Source organism: Drancourtella massiliensis, from assembly GCF_016900655.1.
Taxonomy (GTDB): Bacteria; Bacillota; Clostridia; order Lachnospirales; family Lachnospiraceae; genus Sellimonas; species Sellimonas catena.
In genome coordinates this window covers 64,083-83,088 of sequence record NZ_JACJKH010000011.1, presented here as the reverse complement: position 1 = coordinate 83,088, position 19,006 = coordinate 64,083, and the positions used below count along the sequence as shown (strand labels likewise).

The following is a 19,006-nucleotide window of genomic DNA, read 5'->3' as shown; positions in this document are numbered from 1 at the left end:
GAAATATTACAGATACTAGGGAGGATTATTGATGAAACGAAAAATGGCAGCAGCGCTGGCTCTTCTGATGACAGCTTCGATGCTTGCAGGATGCGGATCAGACAGCAGCAGTGAGGGAGACAAAAACAGCGAAGGAAAAACAACTTTAACATTCTGGTGCCACCAGAATGAACCATGGGTAAAATCCTATGAGGAAATGGCGGAGAAGTTTGAAAAAGAAAATCCGGAATATACAGTAGATGTTCAGGATTATCCATATGATGTGTATAACGAAAAGATTCAGACCGCAATCACATCCAGCACAGCAGGTCCGGATATAATTGCAGTATGGGGAGGAATGGCACCGAACTTTATCGGTACAGACGCTCTCTCCGAAGTACCGGAAGATCTGGCAAAGGAGCTGGACGAGGACTACATGGAACCGACAGTAGGAAGCTACAAAAAGAACGGAAAATACTACGGTGTTCCGATGGAGTATAATCTGGAGTACGGCGGAATGGTTGTCAATAAAAAGCTGTTTGATGAGGCAGGACTTTCTTACCCGACAACATGGGAGGAACTTCGTAATGTTTCAGGAAGCGTTTCCGTACAGAACGGAGATCTTGTAGAGATGAAAGGATTTGAGATGTTCGATACAGACTCTCTGATCTGTAACTATCTTGCAATGATCCTTCAGCAGGGCGGACAGTATCTTGAAGAAGATGATTCTGTGAACTTTGCAACCACAGAAGGCGTGACAGCCATGAATGAAATTCTTGATATGATTAAAAACGGAGAGTGTGATCTGACACACCTGACAGACGGAGAGTACTGCTTCAACGATGTATATCAGGATAAAGGATACATGGCATCAGTAGGATCCTGGGCAATCGGAGAGGGAACCGATACATATGATCTGGAATACGGTACAGACTTTGAGTATGTGAGCGTACCGCAGTACGGAAGCCAGATGGCATTTGCATCCGAAACAGGATGGGGACTGATTGTTCCGGAAAACAGCAAGAACAAGGATGCAGCATGGGAATTCATTTCTTTCTTCAGCGAACCGGAAAATCTGGTAGAACATAACATCGCGTGCAGCCAGCTGCCGCCGAGAAAATCTCTGCTGACCAATGAGAAGTATATCGAAGAGATGCCTCAGGTAGAGTTCCTGCTTGACATTCTTCCAAACGGACAGTGGATGGGACCGTACAATACTTCTGACATGAGAGCAATCTTAAATCAGACATTTTTAAATCTCTGCCAGGAAGAAAATCCGGATGTGGAAAGCGCACTGAAAGAAGCTTCCGAACAGATTACAGCAGAATGTAAATACGATTACTCAGCAGAATAGAAAGCGGGACAGAGAATCCCTCACCTATGGGAGGGGTTCTCTGTCTTTCCCGCATCTGTCTGCTTTTCTGAGTAAAAAGAAAGGACTGGTTACAGGTGAAAAACAATAAATTTGTGGCAACGGTACTGGTTCCGGGTATGCTGTTTCTGGGAATATTTGCTGTCTTTCCGATCCTATATGGATTGGGAATCTCTTTGTACGATTACAATCCGGCAAATTCTCACAATCCATTTCTGGGGCTTGAGAATTACAGACGGCTGCTTCAGGATGAGGTGTTCTGGAAGGCAGTGGGCAATACAGTATTTTTCTGTGTTGTGGCAGTTAGTGCCAATATTGTGATCACATTGTTTCTTGCAAAAATTATTTCGGTTCTTCCGTCAAAGGGGATGAAAACCTTTTTCCGTACGATCTTTTTTATTCCTTGTATTGCACCGATGGTTGGAACAGCAATGATCTGGGAGTATGGAATTATCGGGACAGAGAACGGGATTGTCAATCAGATTGTCCAGTTTTTCGGAGGTTCGCCTAAAAACTGGTTTATGACAAGTATGCCGCTGATGCTGTTCATTATCGTTTACACACTTTGGGCAGATATCGGATACAATATCGTCTTATTTACGGCTGGTATCGAGGGTGTTCCAAAGGAATTTGATGAAGCAGCAGCGATTGATGGTGCGGGAGCGGTGAGAAGATTTCTGGCTATCAAACTTCCTCTTATGGGGAGGACATTTGCTTTTGTGGCAGTGATGACGATGGCAAACTATTTCCAGATGTTTGCACAGTTCCGGGTATTTGCACCGGACGGAGGAATGAACAATTCCGTAATGGTACTGACAAATTATATCTACAAGACGAGCTTCGTAAGTTTTGATATGGGTTATGCCTCGGCAGTGGCAGCAGCGCTCTTTGTCATTGTATTTGTGGTAGCAATGATCCAGAACAAAATGATGCGGGCAGACTGGAGTTATGAATAATGAAAAAGAGAAAGAGAACAACATACAAATCCTACCATTATGTGATCATTGCCTTTCTTGGAATTCTGTCTGTCATTATGATGTATCCGCTTGTCTGGATGTTGATGACTTCATTTAAGACTAATGCGGATATCCGGACAAACCGGACCAAATTTTTCCCGACGGAGTGGACACTGGAGGGATATAAGACTGCATTTGAGAAAGCGCCGATTGCAGAATGGTTTCTCAACAGTATTCTGATTACGGCAACGATTACTCTTGCGGTCATCGTGACAAGCACCCTGATGGGATATGTCTTTGCAAAATATGAGTTTCGGATGAAGAAGGTACTGTTTGTGGTTCTGCTGGCCACCATGATGGTGCCACCGCAGGTTACGATGATTCCAAGGTATCTGATGATTCAAAAGCTGAACCTGTTTGATACCAGAGGGGCATTGATTGTGCCTGCACTGGTCAGCGCGTTTTCCGTCTATCTGGCGAAACAGTTTATTACGGACATTCCGGACAGCCTGTGTGAAGCGGCCAAGATCGATGGAGCAGGTCCGTTTCAGATTTACTGGAAGGTTATCCTTCCGAATATCCGCCCGGCAATTGGGTCAATCGGAATTTTTACAGCAATGGCGAACTGGAATGATTATCTCAATCCATTGCTGATGCTCAATAATATCGATAAAATGACGCTGCCTTTGGGTCTCATTTACTTTAACAGTGATAGAACCTCCGACCTTTCGGCTACGATGGCAGCTGCAGCTATGATGATGATGCCGATGATCATTATTTTTATTCTGTTCCAGAAACAGTTTATTAAGGGAATGACCATGAGCGGAATCAAATAAAAATCAACCATGGAGGAAAAGTGATGACAAAGCAAGAGACAGTTTATGAGATGAGGCTTGTAAGCTCTCTGGAAAAAGTGTTCCCGGATGAGAGACCGGTTTACCGTCCGGAATGCATGAAAATGACGGGGCTGAAAGGGGAAACAGTGTCCTTTCAGGCGGCCTGTACCTGCACCGGGTTTATGAAAAACCGTGTGAAAGTGCATATTGACTCAGAGCTGAAAGACCAGATTCATGTGCGTAAGGTGGAAACGGTTCCGGTGGGAAGAACCTGCGGACCGATCGTGGATGATAATTATCTGAGAACAGATTCCGGCGTATATCCGGATCTTCTGCGGGAACTGAAGGATGATGAGGTAGATATCTATCCGAGGAAATGGAGAAGTATCTGGATCGACATCGAGATCACAGAAGAGGTGAAAGCAGGAACGTATCCAATTACGGTAAGCCTGGAAAAAGATGGAGATACGCTTGTAAGCGCACAGACTGAAGTGACCATTTATGATGCCGTTCTTCCAAAACAGAAGATCATGCATACGGAATGGTTTTATCTGGACTGCCTTGCAGACTATTACCATGTGCCGGTATTTTCAGAAGAGCACTGGGAGATTATAGAGAATTACCTTCACGAGTATGTAAAACGGGGATGCAATATGATTCTTACTCCGCTCTTTACACCGGCTCTGGATACCGCGATTGGAGTGGAGAGGACAACGACCCAGCTTCTGGATGTCAAGGTGGAAAACGGGGAATATGTCTTTGGATTTGACCGGGTGAAACAGTGGGTTGACCTCTGTCAGTCCTGCGGGATCGAGTATTTTGAGATGTGCCACCTGTTCTCCCAGTGGGGAGCAAAATACGCGCCAAAAGTTGTGGCGATGGTGGATGGAGAAGAGAAGCAGATTTTCGGATGGCATACGCCGGCAGTCGGAGAGTATACGAAATTCCTCCATGCACTGCTCCCTCAGCTGACCCAGAAGCTTAAAGAATGGGGCATTGACAAGGTGACGTACTTCCATCTGTCCGATGAGCCAAGAGAGGAGCATCTGGAGAGCTACAGGGCCGCGAAAGAGTCGATCGAGGGACTGCTGGACGGATTCCACACCTTTGATGCGCTTTCCAGCTATGAGTTCTATAAGCACGGTCTTGTAGACAAGCCGATTCCGGGAAATAATGAGATCGAAGAATTCCTGGAGCACGGCCTCACGGATATGTGGACCTACTACTGCGTCGGACAGTTTTACGAGGTGAGCAACCGGTTTATGTCCATGCCGTCTCTGAGAAACAGGATCTACGGGCTGCAGCTCTATAAATACAAAATCATCGGAATTCTTCACTGGGGATACAACTTCTACAACAGCCAGTTCTCACTTGAGAAGATCAATCCGTATCAGGTGACGGATGCAGGCGGAGCATTCCCGTCCGGGGATGCGTTCCTTGTATATCCGGGAGAGGACCGGCATCCGGAAGAATCCATCCGTATGATGGTGCACGAAGAGGCACTTCAGGACATGCGGGCATGTGAACTGCTGGAATCCCTGGCAGGACGTGATTTTGTCATGGAGTGTATCGAAGAAGATCTGGCGGAGCCTTTGACATTCAAGCGCTTCCCGAAATCGGATTATTACCTGCTCGCTCTCAGAAATCGGATCAACCGGGAAATCGCCAAAAGGGTACAGCAATAACTTAATTATATGAAAAAGCTATGCCGCTCTATTTTGAGCGGCATAAATTATCGTTTTAGGGAAGATGTAAGCGGGAATGGAGAATCCATGTATATTTTTCTTTGACGGAAAGATACTAATATAAATATGTATGAAATAAAAAATCGAAATATTAAATGCAAAAATGAAAGTTGAACACCGGGAAAGGTCATGATATACTGTATATATCAATGAATGCAGGGGTGGTGAATGCAGTGGAGAAACAGTTTATCAGAATTGAGAATATTACGATAGAAAACTTTAAAAATGTGAAGAAGGGAACGATTAGCTTAAAAAACAGAAGAAAGAATTATCGTGCAAGTATTCTTGGCTTATATGGACAAAATGGGTCAGGAAAAACGGCACTCATTGATGCAGTACAGTTATTGTGTTTTGCATTATGCAGTCAGCCAATTCCAGAAAAATATGCAGAATATATTAATGTAGAGGAGCGGACTTCTACATTAAAATTCCAGTTTATATTGCAGCAGGAGGACTATTGCTGTAATCTTTGGTATCAGTTTTCTATGGAAAAAGTTATAGACGAATCTCCTTATCATGATAACAAATTGGAAAATTCTAAAACGAAGTATAAAGTCAAGATTTTTGATGAAGTATTGAGTTATGGGTACACATCAAATGAGAAAAAAATTCGGAAAGGTCCGTTGATTGATACAAGCGCAGATGGAATTTTTCTCCCAAAATCAAAGTATCAGGAACTACTGGGAAACAGCACGGAAGACGTGACAGAGATGCTCGTGACAAAAAGGCTGGTTCAAGAGCAGTCCAGAACATTTATTTTTTCCAGAGAAATGATGAGGCGCTTCCGGGAAAACTGTCAGGTAAAGTTGTATTTGGATATTTTGGAAGGATTGCATCGATTTGGAAACAGAGAACTGTTTATAATTGATACGGAGCACGAGGGGCTAATCAATATGAATGCGCTTCCGCTGGCTTTTAAATATAAAGATGATACTTCAGAATCCTTTGGAAGTCTTTTGCTTCCATTGAATATCCCAGCATCAATTCCGGAAAAGGCAATGGAAATTGTTAGAAAAATTATTGCGAATATGAATATTGTGCTGCAGGAATTAGTTCCGGGGCTGACGATTGATATAATTGATTTGGGACCGGTTGTGGAAAAAGATGGAAGCCTGGGAAGAATGATTCAATTAATGTCTTTAAAAAACAACAAGGCGATTCCGTTTCGGTATGAATCAGAAGGAATAAAAAAAATCGTTTCGATTTTACAGTTGTTGATTGTAGTTTATAATAACCCATCAATTACTGTAGCAGTAGATGAACTGGATACAGGGATTTTTGAATATCTTCTCGGAGAACTGCTGCACATTATTTCTGAGAAAGGGAAGGGACAACTTATCTTTACTTCACACAATCTCAGACCATTGGAGACACTGGACAAAGGGTTTGTTGCGTTTACAACAACAAATCCGGAAAATCGGTATATTCGGTTTACAAATGTAAAAGGAACAAATAATTTACGGGACTTTTATTATCGAGATATTGTTCTTGGGGAACAAAATGAACAAGTATACTGTCCAACAAATAACTACGAGATTGCGTTAGCATTTCGAGAGGCGGGTGAGACATTTGTCCCATAGAAAAATTGTGCTTGTTATTGTGGAGGGACCCTCGGATGAGACGGCGCTTGGCGTGGCATTGAGTTAACTTTTCGACAGAGATAAAGTTTACATTCATATTATGCATGGGGATATTACATCCAGAAAGGGAGTTCAATCATCTAATATTATTTCTAAACTCGGAAATGAAATACGAAAGTATGCAAATTCCCAACATTATAAAGCAAAAGATTTTAAACAAATTATCCATATTGTAGATGCAGATGCCGTGTTTATACCAGATGAAAAAATTATTGAAGATGAATCGGCTAAAGAGATATTATATCAATCGGATGGAATTCATACACAAAAGCCTGATGAAATTATAGAGCGGAATCTTCAAAAAAAGGAGAACTTATACCGGTTAAGAAAAACGGGGCAGATATGGAATATCCAATATAGGGTATACTATATGTCTTGTAATTTAGATCATGTACTATATAATAAGCGGAATAGTACAGAAGAAGAAAAGGAAGAGGATGCGTATGATTTTGCAAGGAAATACAAAAAAGATTTAAAAGGCTTTACAGACTTTATGTGTTGTTCAGACTTTTCGGTACATCATGATTATCAAACATCATGGGCTTATATTGAAGAGGGGATGAATTCGATTGAACGTCATACAAATTTATGTATCGGTATTGAAGAAGAAGTAAAGAACTAACCCAAAAGAGGGTGCAGAGGAGTCGCCGCAAAGATGCGGGGACTCCTCTGCCTACTGTAGGAAAAGATATTATCCCGGGGAACCAGCGCTGCCTATCGTAAAGAAAAGAGCAACTCGTCGTAAGTTGGATATGGCAGGTAACTCCCCGGAATGATGGCTTCAGCCTGATCCACGGAGGCACGGAGGGTATCCATGTCTTTCAGAATTGAATCATGATAATAGCGTGCGGTCTCAAGTGGTTCCTCCATCTGTTCTGCCTTTTTTGTGTCCTCGGTGAGAGCGGCCAGAGCAAGTACGATCTGTTCGGAAGATTCGGTCAGCGTCTGGACGATTTTTTCTTCGTAGGACGCGGACAGGGACGGAAGGAGTTTCCGTTTGTCAAGCGCTTCCTTTGTCACATCGGATACATAGGCAAAAAGTGCCGGTGTGAAGTCTTTTTTCACCATGTCCTGCATGGTCAGAGACTCGATATGGATCGTCTTGGAGTAGTTTTCCAGAATGATTTCGTACCGGGAGTAGATTTCTTCCTTTGTGAAAATCCGATGTTTTGTAAAGAGGTCGATATTCTTTTCGGCGATAAACTGCGGCAGAGCATCCGGCAGGGATTTCAGGTTGAAAAGTCCGCGCTTTTTCGCTTCTTCCACCCATTCATCGGTGTATCCGTTTCCGTTAAAGAGAATACGCTTATGCTGCGTAATCATGGATTTTAAAAGTTCCTGAATCTGTTCTTCCATCTGTTCTTCCGGGACGTCTTTGAGCACTTCGTAGATCCGGTTCAGAGATTCTGCGACAGCGGTATTTAAGATGACGTTTGGCTCTGCGACGGACAGGGCACTTCCCGGCATACGGAACTCAAATTTGTTTCCCGTAAAGGCAAACGGTGAGGTACGGTTCCGGTCAGTTGTGTCTTTGGCAAAATGCGGCAGCACTTTTGCACCGATCTCCATAAGAATCTGCTTCTGCTTGAGAAAGTCGGTTCCTTCTTCGATGGATTTCAGTACGGAGGTCAGTTCATCGCCGAGGAAGATGGAGACGATGGCCGGAGGCGCTTCGTTGGCTCCAAGCCGGTGGTCATTTCCTGCACTTGCAACGGAGACACGCATCAGATCTGCGTAATCGTCCACAGCCGCGATAACTGCCATCAAAAAGACAAGAAACTGTGTATTTTCCGCCGGAGTTTTCCCGGGATCGAGAAGGTTCTCGCCGGAATCCGTGACGAGGGACCAGTTGTTATGCTTTCCGCTTCCGTTGACACCTTCAAATGGTTTTTCATGGAGAAGGCAGGCAAGATGATGGGAGTCAGCGATTTTTTTCATCATTTCCATGGTCAGCTGGTTGTGGTCGACCGCCACGTTTGCTGTATCGAATACCGGTGCAAGTTCGTGCTGTGCCGGTGCGACTTCGTTGTGCTTCGTCTTGACCGGAACACCGAGTTTCCAGAGCTCTTCGTCCAGATCATGCATATAGGCAGCCACCTTCGGTTTTAAGACACCGAAGTAGTGATCTTCCATTTCCTGTCCTTTCGGGGCCGGAGCGCCGATCAGCGTCCGTCCGCAGAAAAGCAGGTCCTTCCGTTTTTTATAAAGATCCTTGTCTACCAGAAAGTATTCCTGCTCGGACCCGATGGTCGTATCGACTTTTTTCACTTTTGTATTTCCAAGAAGATGAAGAACTTTCAATGCCTCCTTGTTCAGAGCTTCCATGGAGCGAAGCAGAGGAGTTTTCTTATCCAGGGCTTCACCATTGTAGGAACAAAAGGCAGTCGGAATATAGAGAGAGCCGTCCTTGATAAAAGCAGGGGAAGTCGGGTCCCAGGCGGTATATCCTCTTGCCTCGAAGGTGGCACGCAGGCCGCCGGAAGGGAAGCTGGATGCATCCGGTTCTCCTTTGATCAGTTCTTTCCCGGAAAACTCCATGATGACCTGTCCGCCGCCCACCGGGGAAATAAAGCTGTCATGCTTTTCCGCTGTAAATCCGGTCATCGGCTGGAACCAGTGGGTAAAATGGGTTGCGCCGTGCTCGATGGCCCATTCTTTCATGGCAGCGGCAACGGTATTTGCCACATCAAGCTCCAGGTGTGTTCCGTTCTGTATGGTTTTGTGAAGTGCCTTGTAGGTGTCTTTTGGAAGACGTTCGCGCATGACTTTGTCATTGAATACAAGACTTCCGTAAAGTTCCGGTATGGTTTTTGATACTTCTTTCATCATATAGAGACTGCTCCTTTCATTTCCTGAAGAAATCATGCATGAATCCGCGGATCCATACAACAGAAAAAGGCACTTCGGACAATGTCCAAAGCGCCTTTGCTTTATGCTGTGTAGTATAAACACAAAACAAGAAATCTGTCAATCCTTTTTTTGAAAAATAATAAAAAAAGAAAAAAACCCTTGCAAAACCGAAAAAGACCATTAAAATGTCTTAATATGAACGCGGTAGGTAATAACCACTTTGTTTTTTCTATTACAAGATGATGAGATCAATGGACGGAGGAAGGAAAATGAAGACATGTTTACAATATGATCAGTATCAGGAAACCGGAGTCAGAGAAGAGTGCGGTGTGTTCGGCATTTACGATTTTGACGGGAATGATGTTGCGTCATCGGTTTATTACGGGCTCTGTTCTCTGCAGCACAGAGGACAGGAATCCTGCGGTATCGTTGTATCCGATACAAAAGGAGACAGGGGAAACATCGCATATCATAAGGATCTTGGACTTGTCAGCGAGGTATTTAAGCCGGATACGCTGTCATCTCTCCATGGAAATCTTGGAATCGGACATGTCCGGTATTCAACAACGGGAGGCTCTACAAGAGAGAATGCACAGCCTCTTGTTTTGAATTATATCAAGGGGACGCTGGCTCTTGCGCATAATGGAAATCTGGTCAATGCTGCAAGTCTGAAAGAAGAACTCGTATACGGAGGTGCCATTTTCCATACAACGACAGATTCCGAGATGATTGCATATTATATTGCGCGCGAGAGAGTCCATACCAGAAATGTGGAGGAGGCTGTTCTCCATACAGCAAGACGGATCCGAGGTGGATATGCTCTTGTCGTGATGAGCCCGAGAAAACTGATCGCCGTGAGAGATCCGTTCGGTCTGAAACCGCTCTGTATCGGAAAGAGGAACAATGCTTACATTGTCGCATCGGAGAGCTGTGCCCTTGCATCCGTAGGAGCAGAGTTTATCCGGGACATTGAGCCGGGAGAGATGGTTGCAATTACGGAAAAAGGCATCACGTCCAATAAGGAACTGCAGCAGAAGGAGCGGGCACACTGTATTTTTGAATACATCTATTTTGCGCGTCTGGACAGTGAGATGGACGGCATTAAAATCTATGATGCCAGAATCCGTTCCGGACGGGCCCTGGCAAAAGCGTGGCCTGTGGATGCGGATCTTGTGACCGGTGTTCCGGAATCCGGACTTACGGCAGCAAAAGGATATGCCATGGAGGCAGGACTTCCATTCGAAATCGCCTTTTATAAAAACAGCTATATCGGAAGGACCTTTATCAAACCGACACAGAAAGAAAGAGAATCCAGTGTCAAGCTGAAATTGAACGTTCTGGAATCTGTTGTAAAGGATAAACGGATTGTACTGGTGGATGATTCCATCGTTCGGGGGACCACGATGGCCAACCTGATTCAGATGCTGAAAAAGGCAGGGGCAAAAGAGGTTCATGTACGCATCAGCGCCCCTCCGTTTCTGTATCCATGTTATTACGGAACGGATGTACCGTCCAATGAGCAGCTCATTGCGGCGGACCATACAACAGAAGAAATCCGTGAAATTATCGGTGCAGATTCCCTCGGATACATGAAAATTGAGGACCTGCAGACAATGGTAGGAGATCTGGGGATTTGTAAAGCATGTTTTGACAACCACTATCCGGTTCCTGCGGAAAGCGAAAAAAAGGGATTTACAAACGAAGAAAATTAGAGTATAGTAATGGAATAATAAAAAAAGAAAAGAGCATATGGCAATAAAGGCGGCAAAGGTGTCGATAAAGAAACGCAGGACGAAAGCGGTTTCGGGCACTTTTGCCCCCTTTTTATTTGAAATTCCATCCTGCCGGATGGAGGAAAGTCGTAAGGAGGTAACAGAAAGAATGGTAAAATATGTATTTGTAACAGGCGGAGTGGTATCCGGACTGGGGAAAGGAATCACGGCAGCGTCACTTGGAAGGCTGTTAAAAGCAAGAGGATATCAGGTGACCATGCAGAAATTTGACCCGTATATCAATGTGGATCCGGGAACGATGAATCCAATCCAGCACGGGGAAGTGTTTGTGACGGATGACGGAACGGAGACGGATCTGGATCTGGGACATTATGAGCGGTTCATTGACGAGAGCCTGGATAAGAATTCCAATGTCACCTCCGGAAAGATTTACTGGTCTGTGCTAAATAAAGAGCGCCACGGAGATTACGGCGGAGGCACTGTTCAGGTGATTCCGCATATTACAAATGAGATCAAAGAACGGTTTTACCGGGCGAAAGATCCGGGAGAGGACCGGATCGCCATCATCGAGGTGGGAGGCACTGTAGGGGATATCGAAAGCCAGCCGTTCCTGGAGGCGATCCGCCAGTTCCAGCATGATGTGGGAAAGGAGAATGCGATCCTCATCCATGTAACGCTGATTCCGTATCTGAAAGCGTCCGGAGAAATGAAGACGAAACCGACCCAGGCAAGCGTTAAGGAACTGCAGCGGCTTGGAATCTGGCCGGACATTCTGGTCTGCCGTTCCGAGTATCCGGTACCGCAGGAGATGCGGGACAAAATCGCACTCTTCTGTAATGTGCCGTCAGAAAATGTTCTTCAGAACCTGGATGTGGACTATCTCTATGAAGCGCCGCTTGCCATGGAAAAAGAGCATCTGGCACAGGCGGTTTTAAAATGCCTGCATCTGGAAGACAGAGAGCCGGATCTTCAGGACTGGATCGAAATGACCGAAGCGCTCCGTCATCCAAAGCAGGAAGTCGAGATTGCCATCGTAGGAAAATATACCCAGCTTCACGATGCCTACCTCAGTGTGGTGGAAGCATTGAAGCACGGCGGAATCAGCTGCCATGCGGATATTCAGTTTAGATGGACGGACTCGGAGGAGATTACAGAGGAAAACCTGGAGGAGAAGCTTGGAGGCGTGGACGGAATTCTCGTACCGGGCGGATTCGGAAAGCGTGGTACGGAGGGAATGATTCTTGCGGCGGACTATGCGAGAAGAGAGAATATCCCGTATCTTGGTATCTGCCTGGGCATGCAGATGGCGATCGTTGCCTTTGCCCGGTATGTGGTCGGCTATCACGATGCGGACAGTATCGAGTTCCATCCGGAGACGCTGCATCCGCTGATTGCGCTGATGCCGGATCAGAAAGATGTGGAAAACATCGGCGGAACACTCCGTCTTGGTGCATATCCATGCGTACTGGATGAACATTCCAGAAGCTGTGCGCTCTATGGCAAAACAGAGATTTCCGAGCGGCACAGACATCGTTATGAAGTCAATAACGATTACAGGGAAGTGCTGGAAAAGGCAGGGCTTCATCTGGCAGGACTGTCACCGGACAAACGGATTGTGGAAATGATTGAGATCACAGATCATCCGTTTTATATCGGAACTCAGGCTCATCCGGAATTCAAATCCCGTCCAAACCGTCCGCATCCGCTGTTTGCGGGCTTTGTCAAAGCGGCGGCAGAGCATCAGAAATAGAAACGAAGCGAAAGGAAGAATCAGATGAAAGGAAAACAAGGATTGTACTGCCCGATGCTGGAGCACGATAACTGCGGAATCGGCGCAGTCGTAAATATAAAGGGAAAAAAGACACACCGGGTAGTCAGCCAGGCGCTTGAGATTGTGGAAAATCTTGAACACCGGGCGGGGAAAGACGCAGAAGGAAAGACCGGAGACGGAGTCGGAATTCTGCTTCAGATTTCCCATTCTTTTTTCCGCGAAGCATGTAAAAAAGCACAGATCGATATCGGGGAAGAACGGGAGTACGGAATCGGGATGTTTTTCTTCCCGCAGAATGAACTAAGGAGAAACCAGGCCCGAAAAATGTTTGAGACCATCGTGAAAAAAGAAGGACTTACCTTTCTTGGGTGGCGGGAAGTCCCGGTCTGCCCGGAAGTACTCGGAAAGAAAGCAAAAGACTGCATGCCGAAAATTATGCAGGGATTCGTGGCAAAGCCGGAGGATGTAGAAAAGGGGCTGGACTTTGACCGCAGGCTTTACGTTGTAAGGAGAGAGTTTGAGCAGAGCACAACAGAAACCTATGTGGTCTCTCTTTCCAGCAGGACGATCGTGTACAAAGGGATGTTTCTCGTAGGACAGCTTCGCACCTTTTTCACGGATCTGCAGGATGAGCGGTATCAGTCCTCGATTGCACTGGTACACTCCCGGTTCAGCACCAATACGGAGCCGAGCTGGCAGAGGGCCCATCCATATCGGTTTATTGTGCATAACGGAGAAATTAATACCATTCAGGGCAATGCGGATAAGATGCTGGCAAGAGAGGAAAACATGTCCTCCCCGTATTTTGAGGGCAAGCTTCACAAGATTCTGCCGGTAGTGGACCGGAGCGGTTCTGATTCCGCGATGCTGGATAATGCGCTGGAATTTCTTGTGATGAATGGTATGGATCTGCCTCTTGCGGTCATGTCTGTCATCCCGGAGCCATGGGCAAACAATGATACACTGACACAGGCGAAGAAAGATTTCTATCAGTATTATGCGACCATGATGGAACCGTGGGACGGTCCGGCATCGGTCATGTTCAGTGACGGAGACATTCTCGGCGCAGTACTGGACCGGAACGGTCTCCGCCCTTCGAGATACTATATTACAAAAGACCATCACCTTTATCTGGCCTCCGAGGTCGGTGTGTTAGAGGATATCCGGGAGGACCAGATCCTGGAGAAAGGAAGAATTCATCCGGGGAAAATGCTGGTGGTGGATACAATCGGACAAAGGATCATCAACGATGATGAGCTGAAAGAATACTATGCGAAGAGACAGCCGTACGGCGAATGGCTGGATCAGCATATGGTGGAGCTGAAGGATCTGAAGATTCCGAACAGGAAGGTGGAGCAGTATACAACGGAAGAATGTGCAAAGCTCAGAAAGGCTTTTGGATATTCTTATGAGGAATATCATGATTCCATCCGGACCATGGCATTAAACGGTGCGGAAGGCATCGCGGCGATGGGAGTGGATACCCCGCTTGCAGTGCTTTCAAAAGAGCATCAGCCGTTGTTCTATTATTTTAAACAGCGGTTTGCGCAGGTGACGAACCCTCCGATCGATGCGGTCCGGGAGGAGATTGTGACATCTACAAGCGTGTACATCGGAAAAGAAGGAAACATCTTAAAAGAGCAGCCGGAAAACTGTCAGGTTCTGAAAGTCAACAATCCGATTCTTTCCGACACGGATCTTCTGAAGATCAAGGACATGAAAAAACCGGGATTCTGCCCGGCGGAAGTTTCCATCATCTGTTTTAAGAACATGCCGATGGAAAAGGCGCTGGACCGTCTTTTTATTGAAGTGGACCGTGCCTATAAGGACGGGGCTACAATCCTGATTTTGACAGACCGTGGCGTGGACGAAAACCATGTGGCGATTCCGTCGCTTCTGGCGGTTTCCGCAGTGCACCATTATCTCGTGCGGACGAAAAAGAGTACGTCCATGCCGATCATTCTGGAGTCTGCAGAGCCAAGAGAAGTCCATCATTTTGCGACGCTTCTCGGATACGGCGCAAGCGCGGTGAACCCGTATCTGGCGCATGAGACCATACGGGAGATGATTGAAAACGGACTTCTGGAAAAAGATTATTATGCGGCAGTTTACGATTACGATCAGGCAATTTTGAATGGAATTGTCAAGATCGCTTCCAAGATGGGAATTTCCACAATCCAGTCTTATCAGGGATCCCAGATTTTTGAGGCTGTGGGAATCTCCAAAGAAGTGATCGACAAATATTTTACCCATACCGTCAGCCGGGTGGGAGGCATCACCATGAAGGAAATCGAAGAAGATGTGGAACGGCTCCACAGTCAGGCATTTGATCCGCTGGGGCTGGATACGGACCTGACACTGGAGAGCATCGGACGCCACAGTTTCCGAAGCCAGGGAGAATATCACCGGTACAATCCGGAGACGATCCACCTGCTTCAGCAGTCGGTATGGCAGAACGATTACCAGATGTTTAAGGAATATACCGGGAAGATTGACAAGGAGAAAACCGGGTATCTGCGAAGTCTGATGGAGTTCAACTATCCGGAAAACGGCGTCCCGATCGAGGAAGTGGAAAGCGTTGAATCCATTGTGAAACGGTTCAAGACCGGCGCCATGTCCTACGGTTCCATTTCCCAGGAGGCACATGAGGCACTGGCCCTTGCTATGAATGCGATCCATGGAAAATCCAACAGCGGGGAAGGAGGAGAGTCGCCGGAACGTCTCCTGACCAAGGGGACAAAGGAGAACCGGTGCTCTGCCATCAAACAGGTGGCAAGCGGAAGATTCGGCGTGACGAGCCGGTATCTGGTGAGCGCCGACGAGATCCAGATCAAGATGGCACAGGGGGCAAAACCGGGAGAGGGCGGACATCTGCCGGGAAGGAAAGTGTATCCGTGGATTGCAAAAACACGGTACTCCACACCGGGAGTGAGCCTGATTTCCCCGCCGCCTCACCATGATATCTATTCTATCGAGGATCTGGCACAGCTGATCTACGATCTGAAAAATGCGAATAAGGATGCAAGAATTTCGGTGAAACTCGTATCCGAGGCAGGAGTTGGAACGATTGCGGCCGGCGTTGCAAAAGCGGGAGCGCAGGTCGTGCTGATCTCCGGATATGACGGTGGAACCGGAGCTGCTCCGGGAAGTTCCATCCACAATGCAGGGCTTCCGTGGGAGCTGGGACTTGCGGAGGCACACCAGACTCTTCTGAAAAACGGTTTGAGGAACCGGGTACACATCGAGACGGACGGAAAGCTCATGAGCGGCCGGGACGTAGCGGTAGCAGCGCTTCTTGGAGCGGAAGAATTCGGATTTGCGACGGCTCCGCTTGTGACTCTCGGGTGTGTCATGATGCGTGTATGCAATCAGGATACCTGCCCGATGGGCGTAGCAACACAGAATCCGGAGCTGCGGAAATGTTTTAAAGGGAAACCGGAGTACGTTATTCATTTCATGGAATTTATCGCACAGGAACTTCGGGAATATATGGCAAAACTTGGTGTACGGACGATTGATGAAATGGTAGGCCGCACGGATCTGTTAAAAGCAAAGGAACAGCCGGAAAACGAGCGTGGCAGGACCATTGATCTGAGTGCGGTCCTGGATCATCCGTATACCGGAGCAAACAATATCAAAGGGGAGTATGATTTTGGGCTGGAAAAGACGCTGGATGAAACGGTGCTGATCAGGGAACTTGGAGAAAAGCTTGCCAAGGAAAAACGGGGCCGGGTGGAGGTCCGCGTAAAAAATACAGACAGGACATTCGGCACCATGTTCGGTTCCGAGATTACCAGACGGCATCCGGAAGGGGTGCAGGAAGATATGTATACAGTGGAATGCACGGGAACCGGAGGACAGAGTTTCGGAGCATTTATTCCGGCAGGGCTTACGATCCGCCTGTCCGGGGACAGTAATGATTACTTCGGAAAAGGACTCTCCGGCGGGAAGCTGGCCGTGTATCCGCCGAAAGAAAGTACTTATCGGGCAGATGAAAACATGATTGTCGGAAATGTGGCGCTTTACGGCGCAACTTCCGGAAAAGCATTCATCTGCGGAATGGCCGGAGAGCGGTTCTGTGTGCGCAACTCCGGAGCAACAGCAGTGGTGGAAGGCGTGGGAGACCACGGATGCGAGTACATGACAGGAGGAAGGGTTGCCGTTATCGGCAGGACCGGAAAGAACTTCGCGGCAGGTATGAGCGGCGGTATCGCCTACGTGCTGGATGAGGAGAATTCGCTGTACCGGAACATCAACAAGTCCATGATTTCCATGGAGGAGATTACGTGGAAATCTGAGGCGGAAGAATTAAGAGGGATGATCCGGGAACATGTGGAGGAGACCGGTTCTTTAAAAGGCCGGATGATTCTGGAACATTTTGATGAGTACCTTCCGAAGTTTAAAAAGATCATTCCAAATGACTATAAAAAGATGCTTGTCCTGAGCAAACACTATGAAGAGATGGGACTTGGAAGCGAGCAGGCCCAGATCGAAGCATTTTATGAGAGTACAGGACAGAAAAAGATGGGAGGGAACCAGTAGCGATGGGAAAACCGACAGGATTTTTAGAATATGAAAGGCAGACCGGGAAAGAACGGCTCCCGAAAGAGCGGATTGTTGATTTCCATGAATTTCACGAACCGCTCCCTCCTGCAAGGCAGAAAGAGCAGGGCGCGAGATGCATGGCCTGCGGCGTGCCGTTCTGCCAGTTCGGAGGAAATCTGAACGGGATGGCTTCCGGGTGCCCGTTAAATAATCTGGTTCCGGAATTCAATGATCTGGTATACCACGAGCAGTACGGGCAGGCCTACAAACGGCTTCAGAAGACGAACTGTTTCCCGGAGTTTACCTCCCGGGTATGTCCGGCACTGTGTGAGGCGGCCTGCACCTGCAATGTGAATACAGATCCGGTGGCGACAAAAGAAAATGAGCGTGCGATTATCGACAGAGCATTTGCCGAAGGCCTTGTTGTGCCGCATCCTCCGAAAATCCGGACCGGAAAAACGGTTGCGGTGATCGGAAGCGGGCCGGCAGGTCTCGCGGCGGCGCTTCTTCTGAACCGGAGAGGCCACAGCGTGACGGTATTTGAACGGCATGACCGGATCGGAGGGCTCCTGATGTACGGAATTCCCAACATGAAGCTGGAAAAATCAGCCATCGAGCGCAGGCGGAAGCTTATGGAGGAGGAAGGCGTTGTCTTCCGGACGAATACCGATGTGGGACGGGATCAGGACGCAAAAGAGATTCTGGCATCCTTTGACCGTGTCATCCTTGCCTGCGGAGCTTCCAGGCCAAGAGACATCGATGCGCCGGGAAGAGATGCCAAAGGCATCCGGTTTGCGGTAGATTTCCTCTCAGAAGTGACAAAGACCCTTCTGGATTCGGATTTCGCGAAGGTACCGTATGAGCTTGCCAAAGATAAAAACGTTGTCATTATCGGGGGAGGGGATACCGGAAACGACTGTGCCGGAACGGCCGTGCGCCTGAGCGCAAAATCGGTGGTACAGCTTGAGATGATGCCAAAACCGCCTGAAAAGCGGAGCGAAAATAATCCGTGGCCGGAGTGGCCGAGGGTTTTGAAAACCGATTACGGACAGCAGGAAGTGATCGCTCTTTCCGGAAACGATCCGAGGATTTATCAGACAACGGTAAAAGAATATATCAAAAACGAGGCCGGGGAAGTATGCGCCATCCGGACAGTCCGGCTGGAACCGAAGAAAAACAAGAAGACCGGGCGGATAGATATGGTTCCGGTCAAGGGAAGCGAACAGACGATCCCGGCGGATCTGGTGCTGATCGCTGCCGGGTTTACCGGGGCGGAGGACTATGTGATGGACGCATTTCAGGTCAAAAAGACCGGCCGTAACACGGTAGAGGATACGGGATTTGCATCCAGTGTTCCGAATGTGTTTACGGCAGGTGATATGAGACGCGGACAGTCTCTCGTTGTATGGGCAATCCGGGAAGGAAAGGAAGCAGCAAGGGAAGTAGATCTTTCTCTGATGGGCTATACCAATCTTTCCTGACAGGAGTGAAGATCATAAAAGAATAGCAGGATATGAAAGAACAAGGGCGTTCTTACCGGAATATGAGTGGTAAGTGCGCCTTTTTTCGGTGCTTTGAC

General features: G+C 47.3%; 11 protein-coding genes. 10 read left to right on the top strand and 1 reads right to left on the bottom strand.

Features of this window, described 5'->3' with window-relative positions:
* Window positions 1-31 precede the first annotated feature (31 nt).
* From H6A32_RS07815 to H6A32_RS07790, 6 genes are all read left to right on the top strand, one after another.
* Window positions 32-1,333, top strand: coding sequence for an ABC transporter substrate-binding protein (locus H6A32_RS07815; RefSeq protein ID WP_087168145.1), 1,302 nt, complete (start codon window positions 32-34; stop codon window positions 1,331-1,333).
* A 95-nt stretch (window positions 1,334-1,428) separates the two neighbouring features.
* On the top strand, window positions 1,429-2,307 hold the full coding sequence (locus tag H6A32_RS07810) for a carbohydrate ABC transporter permease (RefSeq protein WP_204247054.1): 879 nt from the start codon (window positions 1,429-1,431) through the stop codon (window positions 2,305-2,307).
* Window positions 2,307-3,143 carry a carbohydrate ABC transporter permease gene (locus H6A32_RS07805; protein ID WP_204864062.1) on the top strand — a complete coding sequence of 279 codons (837 nt, stop codon included), beginning with the start codon at window positions 2,307-2,309 and terminating at the stop codon, window positions 3,141-3,143. Before H6A32_RS07810 ends, H6A32_RS07805 begins: the two co-directional genes overlap by 1 nt.
* A gap of 23 nt (window positions 3,144-3,166) precedes the next feature.
* Complete coding sequence (locus H6A32_RS07800) at window positions 3,167-4,828, top strand: DUF4091 domain-containing protein (protein WP_204864061.1); 1,662 nt, start codon at window positions 3,167-3,169, stop codon at window positions 4,826-4,828.
* Window positions 4,829-5,037: 209 nt separating this feature from the next.
* Window positions 5,038-6,468 carry an AAA family ATPase gene (locus H6A32_RS07795; RefSeq protein ID WP_207753138.1) on the top strand — a complete coding sequence of 477 codons (1,431 nt, stop codon included), beginning with the start codon at window positions 5,038-5,040 and terminating at the stop codon, window positions 6,466-6,468.
* 100 nt (window positions 6,469-6,568) lie between these two features.
* On the top strand, window positions 6,569-7,150 hold the full coding sequence (locus tag H6A32_RS07790) for a hypothetical protein (protein WP_204864060.1): 582 nt from the start codon (window positions 6,569-6,571) through the stop codon (window positions 7,148-7,150).
* Window positions 7,151-7,242: 92 nt separating this feature from the next.
* Here H6A32_RS07790 and H6A32_RS07785 read toward each other — a convergent pair whose 3' ends face one another.
* The gene (locus H6A32_RS07785) at window positions 7,243-9,357 is read right to left on the bottom strand and encodes a glutamine synthetase III (RefSeq protein ID WP_430749581.1); all 2,115 of its coding nucleotides are present in this window, start codon (window positions 9,355-9,357) and stop codon (window positions 7,243-7,245) included.
* 290 nt (window positions 9,358-9,647) lie between these two features.
* On the opposite strand from H6A32_RS07785, the gene purF reads away from it, so the two are divergent.
* The 4 genes from purF to H6A32_RS07765 all read left to right on the top strand — a co-directional run bounded on the left by purF (window position 9,648) and on the right by H6A32_RS07765 (window position 18,908).
* A complete protein-coding gene (gene purF / locus H6A32_RS07780) occupies window positions 9,648-11,090 on the top strand; it encodes an amidophosphoribosyltransferase (protein ID WP_242958942.1) in 1,443 nt (480 codons plus the stop codon).
* 169 nt (window positions 11,091-11,259) lie between these two features.
* Window positions 11,260-12,861 carry a CTP synthase gene (locus H6A32_RS07775; protein ID WP_087252509.1) on the top strand — a complete coding sequence of 534 codons (1,602 nt, stop codon included), beginning with the start codon at window positions 11,260-11,262 and terminating at the stop codon, window positions 12,859-12,861.
* A 24-nt stretch (window positions 12,862-12,885) separates the two neighbouring features.
* On the top strand, window positions 12,886-17,424 hold the full coding sequence (gene gltB / locus H6A32_RS07770) for a glutamate synthase large subunit (protein ID WP_204864059.1): 4,539 nt from the start codon (window positions 12,886-12,888) through the stop codon (window positions 17,422-17,424).
* 2 nt (window positions 17,425-17,426) lie between these two features.
* Window positions 17,427-18,908 carry a glutamate synthase subunit beta gene (locus H6A32_RS07765; RefSeq protein WP_087252430.1) on the top strand — a complete coding sequence of 494 codons (1,482 nt, stop codon included), beginning with the start codon at window positions 17,427-17,429 and terminating at the stop codon, window positions 18,906-18,908.
* The last annotated feature ends 98 nt before the right edge of the window (window positions 18,909-19,006 follow it).